The organism is Terriglobia bacterium, assembly GCA_020073205.1.
Lineage (GTDB): Bacteria > Acidobacteriota > Polarisedimenticolia > Polarisedimenticolales > JAIQFR01 > JAIQFR01.
Map to the genome: position 1 here is coordinate 1 of JAIQFR010000171.1, position 5,996 is coordinate 5,996.

Sequence of the window (5,996 nt, forward strand, 5' to 3'; positions counted from 1 at the left end):
GCGTCGATCTAGGGGCCAATAGAAGACGTGTGCACGCGGCACGGCAGCGCGAAAGACTTGGAGTCCGTCGAATGCCGTGACGCTTCTCGAGCTGGACCAGATCCTCCCGCTTGTTGTTCAGGATCCAGCTCGCGACATCGGGAGGCAGCGCCATCCGCATCCGGCCGAAGTCGCCGCGCAGGCAGCGCGCCTGGAGCTTCCTCAAGGCGGCCAATCCCGCCGGCTCGATGTTCTTGATCAGACCGAACCCTTCGCACGCGGGGCAAGTGGCGTACGACGCGCCGAGCTTCTCGCCCTTGATCCGCTGGCGGGCGATCTCCATGAGGCCGAGCTTCGAGATGCGCGTGATGTCGTACTTGGCCCGGTCGGTGCGCATGGCGTCGCGCATCGCCTTCTCGACCTTCTTCTGGTTGCGCGTCGCCACCATGTCGATGTAATCCACGACGACCAGGCCCCCGAGGTCGCGGAGCCGGAACTGCCGGCCGATCTCCGCCGCCGCTTCGAGATTCGTCGCGAGCGCGTTCTCTTCCGCGTCCCCCTGCCGGTTGGAGCGGGCGCTGTTCACGTCGATGGCAGTGAGCGCCTCGGTCCCGTCGATCACGATCTCGCCGCCGGACTTCAGCGGGAGCCGGCGCTTGTAGATGCTCTCGATCTGGTCCTCGAGGTTGAACTTGCTGAACAGCGGACGGTCCCCGGAGTGCAGCTTGACGATCTTCGCCTTGCCGGGCATCACGTCTCGGACGAACTCCAGCGCCCGCTCGTAGGTTTCCGGGCTGTCGATCCAGACCTCGCCGATCTCCGGCGTGAAGTAGTCGCGGATGGTGCGGATCACGAGGTCCCGCTCCCGGTAGACGAGGCCCGGAAAGTCCGTCGCCTTCGACGCGCGCTGAATGGACTCCCAGAGCCGGAGGAGGTAGCGAAGATCGCGCTGCAGCTCGACCTTGGTCTGCCCGAGCCCGGCGGTCCTGACGATCAGGCCGAAGCCCTCGGGGGGCTTGAGCTCGTCGACGAGCTTGCGGAGCTGGTCGCGCTGCGACGCGTCCTCGATCTTGCGGGAGACCCCGGCGGAGTCGACGCCGGGCATGAGCACCAGGTACCTGCCGGGGAGGGAGAAGTAGGTCGTGACGGTCGGCGGCTTCCCGGCGAACGGCTCCCGGACGACCTGCACCAGGAGCCTCTGGCCGGGGTGCAGGTGCTGCCCGATCCGGCCGCGCGCCCGGCTGTCGCCGCGGGACGGAAGGAGCTTGAAGTTGACCTCGTCGAGCGGCAGGAACCCCTTGAGGTCGGACGACAGCTTGAGGAACGCGGCCTCGAGAGATGGGTGGACGTTCTCGACCACCGCGTTGTGGATGTTCCCCTTGATGTTGGTCCGATTGATCGTCTCGATCTCGTACTGGGCGAGGACGCCGTCCTCGAGGATCGCGACGCGGGACTCCTCGACGTGCGTCACGTTGACGAGCATGACTTTCGACATGGATGAGCGGATCTCCCCGGTTCCTGCCGCCGCGTCCGGTCTGGCCCGACCCATGGCTCAGGTCCGCCGCGGCACCGGGGCCCCTTTTGGCGGGCCACTCCTGTGCGCCTCGGCGGGCGGGCTCCTATGCTGGACTACCCGGCGCCCCGCGCCGCCGGCAACCTCCCCGGAGTCGGAACCGGGTTCCCGGGGGTGCAGCGCGGCCCTGGCGAGATTGCCGGCCGCGACCGGCGCGGACGGGGGGACTATAACACGGTGGGGAGCGATACGCTTCTCTTTCCGGGACGGCGGGTTCGAGGACTCGGGCCGTCTACGCGGCGCGCGTCTCCGCCTTGCGCAGCTCCCGACGGAACTGGTAGGAGAACGCCTTCCGCATCGCCGCGAGCTTGAGCTCGCCGAGCCAGAAGCGGCCCGGGCGGTCGGAGAGCCAGCGCCCCTCCTCGGGGAGCATCACGAGGGAGACGTGGACGTTCGGGGCCACGCCGATCGGGAGCCCCCGCTCCATGCACGCCTCGTAGAGGCGTCGGAAGACCGGGACCATCTCCTCGGTCTTCGGAGGCGGAAGGGACTTGTAGTCCGTGCCGGCCAGAGGCCGGAACACGCACACGGTCGGGATCGCCCCGACCTTCGTGATCCAATCGATCGCGCGGATGGAGTCCTCGGGGGGTTCGAGGCCCGCGATGATCTCGCCGTTCGTGACCCACGGCTCGAAGCCCCGTCCCGCCGCCGGCACCTCCCTGGCGCAGTACTCCACCGCCGCGAGATAGCGGTCGAGGCCGTACTGCCGGTGCTTGCCGGGGCAGACCTCCTTGAAGACCTCCCGGTTGAACAGCTCGAAGCAGAACGACACCCGGTTCACCCCCATCCGCCGGAGCTCGCGGTACCGGGCCAGGTCGTGATGGGGAGGCGTCTGGATGCCGATCAGGAGCTGGGTCGCCTCCTTGACCTTGACGATGTAGGGCTCGAGGATGTCGAGGTAGGTGTCCCCGTCGTAGTGCCCGGTGTTGAAATCCACGTAGGTGATCCCAGATTCACGGCGGGCGGCCTGGACCACCTCGACCACCTCGTCCACGGACTTCGTGTCGGCGTCGTCCGCGCCGAGGTTGAGGCCGACCGAGCAGAAACGGCATTGCTCCTTCGGATCGGCGAGCCAGTACTCGCAGACCTTCGCCGGGTAGATCCCGAGGTAAGTCCCCTGGAGGGACCCGATCCGGGTCATCGGCTTCCCGGTCCGTGTCTTCCGCGCGTACCACGGCGGCTGCGGGGAGAGCCGGATCTCCGCCACCGGGCCTTTGCCGTCCCGGTCGATCCAGAATCGCTCGTCGCGGAAGCGAAGGGTATAGGGGGACGAAGCGGCGAAGTCCTCCATGACCGGGATGTTGGTCCACAATCCACCGGGGAGGATCGCCTCGAGCCCCGAGCCGAGGCCAGCGCGGGTCCTCAGGATCTTGCGCCCGCCGTGCCCTTCCACGACCGAGGGATCGTCCATCCGGATGCCCCTGCAGTAGAGGTCGAGTTTGAGCAGGCCCGGATTCCTGCGGACGTCCGTCTCCATGCGATCCTCCGTCGGGGTGAGAATCACATGATACGTCGCTGCCTCCTACCGTTCCACACGGACCTCCAAGCCACGCTCGGCGACTTGACTTGATCCCGCGAAGCCACAATCTTTTGCGCTGGAAGCGGCCGCGCCTTTCCAGGGGGTCGAGGGTGCTGTCCATGCGACGGGTCGTCTCGGTGGGCTGCCGCCCTCCCATTCTGGCCGCGCTCGTCTTGGTCCTGGCGGCGGCTCAAGCCGGGTGCACGAGCCCCGGCCGGGCTTCCGCGCAGTCGGTCGGCGCAGCGAAGCCTCGCAGAGGCGGCGTTCTCCGCCTGATTGAAGAGGCACCCGCGACGCTCGATCCACCCCTCACCACGACCGTGTACGAGTCGCTGCCCGTCAACCAGATCTTCGACGGGCTCGTGGCCCTCGACGCCGGCCTCCACGTCGTGCCGAGCCTGGCGGACACCTGGATCATCTCGAAGGACGGGTTGACCTACGCCTTCCACCTGAGGTCGGGGGTCCTCTTCCACGACGGGACCCCGCTCACTTCCGACGACGTTCTCTACTCGATCCGGCGTGTCCTCGATCCCGGCCAGAAGAAGAGGAGCGTGGCGTTCTCGTATCTGGCGGTGGTCTCCGGAGCGATGGACTACGCTGCGGGGAAGCGGCCGGACCTTCCTGGCGTCGACGCCCCCGACCCGCTCACGATCCGGATCCGCCTGGACCACCCCTACATTTCGTTCCTGGAAGTCCTCGCGATGGACGGCCTCCGCGTCGTCCCGCGGCGGGTCGTCGAGCGGCTCGGAGACGACGCGTTCGGGCGCGCGCCGGTCGGCACGGGGCCATTCCGCCTGACCGAGTGGACGCAGCGAGGACTCCGCCTACAGTCCAACCCGGGCTACTTCGGCGGCGCCCCCTACGTCGACGGCGTGGACATCCTCTTCATGAGGCCTGACGAGACCGATCAGGGCGCCGCCCGCTTCGACCGGGGCGAGGTCGATATCTACGACGTGTCCACGGAACGCATGGACCAAGCCGCCCGTGACCCTCGCACCAGGGTCCTGCGATACCAGGAGTTGACCGTTTCGTTCCTGGGGTTCCTCACGGGCGCCCGGCCCGTCGACGACGTGCGCGTGCGCCAGGCGGCCGCGATGGCGATCGATCGCGACGCGCTGGTGAAACAGACCCCGACCGTCCGGCGGGCCGCCGTCGGCATCTTGCCTCCAGGCATGCCCGGATATTCCCCGGACCTCAAGGCGCTCCCCTACGATCCGGCCAGGGCACGACTCCTCCTGTCCGAGGCAGGGCACCCGGGAGGGCGCGGCCTCCAGCCGATCGTTCTCTACAATGCCTCTCGGAGCAAGGCGAGCCTCAGGGTTCGGGAGAGGGTCCGTTCGGACCTCGAGGCGGTAGGACTTCGGCTCGACGTCAGGGAAGTCACCTGGGGCGAGCTGACGAAGCACACCGACGACCACGACGCTCCGGCATTCGTCCTGTCCTGGATCGCCGACCTCACCGACCCGGACGCGTTCCTGAGGTCGCTGTTCCAATCGGACAACTCCGCGAACTACTTCGACTTCCACGACGACAAGGTCGACGCCCTGCTCGAGGACGGCGCGCGCGAGATGAATCCGGTGACGCGGGCGAAGATCTACCGGGAGGCCGAGAAGCGCATCCTCGAAATGGCCCCGTTGGTGCCGCTGTACCACACCTTGGCCGTGGTCGCCGTACGGAAGACCGTCCACGGGTTCGAGCCCACGCCTCTCGGCATCGCCAGCCTCAACCTGGAGCACGTCTGGCTCGCCGTGGACGACGGAGCGTCATGATCGCCCGACTGTTCCGAGCGAGAACGCTCGCCCAGAGCTTCGCGGTCGCCACGACGCTCATGGTGTTCGTGGTGATCTCCACCACGCTGCTGGTGGTGCGGTCGCGGGTCGAGGAGACGCTGCGCGAGGGGCTCGAGGCGCGCGGCCTGTCCATCGCCCGCAGCATCGGTGCGGTGGCCACGCCGTCCCTCCTCGCCTACAACTACCCGGCCCTCCAGATCGCGGCCGCCGGGGCGTCGGGAGACACCGGCCTCGTGTACGTAGTGATCCACGACAAGGAGGGAGCGGTTGCCGGGGTCGCGGGCCGCCCGTCCGTGGACCCCGCCGCCTATTCCGCGCTCTCCCACGTGCCCGGCGCCGACGGCGTCTCGCTGCTGGCGATTCCCGTGGGCGCGGGAGGCACCGAGCAGGTCCTCGAGGTCGTGGTCCCCGTCCGGGTCGAGGGAGTGGACGAGCCGTGGGGCGCCGTCCGGGTCGGCTTGTCGTGCGAGCAGGTCAACGCGCGCCTCAGGAAGATCGTGGGTCACCTGATCGCGCTCGGGCTCACCCTCGCGGTGGGCGCGGTGGCCGCCGGGATCTGGATCGCGCGGAGGATCACGGCGCCGCTCCGGAGCCTCGCCAAGGGGACCGAGGCGCTCTCGTCCGGCGACATGGCCCACCGCATCCCCGTGGCGGGCGCCCGGGAGTTCGCGGAGCTGGGGCGCGCTTTCAACGTGATGATGGACAGGGTGCAGGAGAAGGCGAGGGAGTCGGCCGAGTTCCAGGCGGCCCTCGAGTCGCTCAACACCACCCTGGAGGAGCAGGTCTTCGAGCGCACCCGGGCCCTCGAGGAGTCCGAGGCCCAGTACAAGACCCTGGTCCAGCACTCCCCGGACGTGATCGTCATCGTGCAGGACCGGCGGGTGCTCTTCGTCAACCGAGCCTTCGAGGAGATCTTCGGCGTCACCATGGAAGAGGCGAGCGCGCCGGAGTTCGATCTGGACCGGATCTTCGATTCCTCGTCCGGAGCGCTGGTGCGCGGCCGGATCGAGGCGTGGCTCCGCGGAGAGGCCACGGGCTCCATCGAGGTCCTCGGCCGGGACGCGTCCGGCAAGACCCGGCACCTGGAGCTCCGGGGCAGCCGGATCGAGTACCGCGGCGGGCCGGCGGCCGAGTG

Annotated in this window: 4 protein-coding genes; 2 read left to right on the plus strand and 2 right to left on the minus strand. The window is 68.5% G+C overall.

Translation table 11 applies throughout. The features are described 5' to 3' along the window. Together LAO51_19765 and LAO51_19770 are read right to left on the minus strand one after the other, a co-directional pair. Positions 1–1,474: Rne/Rng family ribonuclease (locus LAO51_19765; GenBank protein MBZ5640982.1), on the minus strand; the 1,474-nt coding region annotated here is incomplete at its 3' end. Between the two features lie 310 nt (positions 1,475–1,784). Further along, the gene (locus tag LAO51_19770; GenBank protein MBZ5640983.1) at positions 1,785–3,029 is read right to left on the minus strand and encodes a hypothetical protein; all 1,245 of its coding nucleotides are present in this window, start codon (positions 3,027–3,029) and stop codon (positions 1,785–1,787) included. A 152-nt stretch (positions 3,030–3,181) separates the two neighbouring features. Between LAO51_19770 and LAO51_19775 the strand changes: the two genes are divergently transcribed. Together LAO51_19775 and LAO51_19780 are read left to right on the plus strand one after the other, a co-directional pair. Next, positions 3,182–4,840 (plus strand): ABC transporter substrate-binding protein, encoded by a 1,659-nt coding sequence (locus LAO51_19775; protein MBZ5640984.1) that lies wholly within the window; start codon positions 3,182–3,184, stop codon positions 4,838–4,840. Beyond that, on the plus strand, positions 4,837–5,996 hold a 1,160-nt coding region (locus tag LAO51_19780), incomplete at its 3' end, for a HAMP domain-containing protein (protein MBZ5640985.1). The genes LAO51_19775 and LAO51_19780, both read left to right, overlap by 4 nt.

What these genes read in the sequence shown, in the direction of transcription:
- LAO51_19770 (MBZ5640983.1), bottom strand. Translation starts at nt 3,029, where the DNA reads ATGGAGACGGACGTCCGCAGGAATCCGGGCCTGCTCAAACTCGACCTC.